This window comes from Rosenbergiella collisarenosi, assembly GCF_018494085.1.
Taxonomy (GTDB): domain Bacteria; phylum Pseudomonadota; class Gammaproteobacteria; order Enterobacterales; family Enterobacteriaceae; genus Rosenbergiella; species Rosenbergiella collisarenosi.
The window spans coordinates 1-206 of record NZ_JABBFP010000047.1; the positions used below are offsets into that span (position 1 = coordinate 1).

General features: G+C 54.9%; 1 protein-coding gene. It reads right to left on the reverse strand.

What is annotated here, in order from left to right:
• Nucleotides 1-206, reverse strand: a 206-nt coding sequence (locus tag HGT70_RS16530; protein WP_425328694.1) for a hypothetical protein, incomplete at both ends; no start/stop codon positions are given.

Genomic DNA, 206 nt, shown 5'->3' on the forward strand with positions numbered 1-206 from the left:
CCCGAGTCGTTCATCGCCTGCTGATAAAATTGCTGAGTGATAAATTCTACTAAGGTACGCTCGTCAGGCTGTTGACCAGGATGCTGGCTAAGCCACTGCGCCTTGATATTCTCCTGTTGCTCGGGGGTCAGCTGGGCGACTTTCTCTGTCGCCGTTTTTATGGCCGCAAGCTGGCCCTGCGTCTGCGCAATATTCGCGGCTTGTGC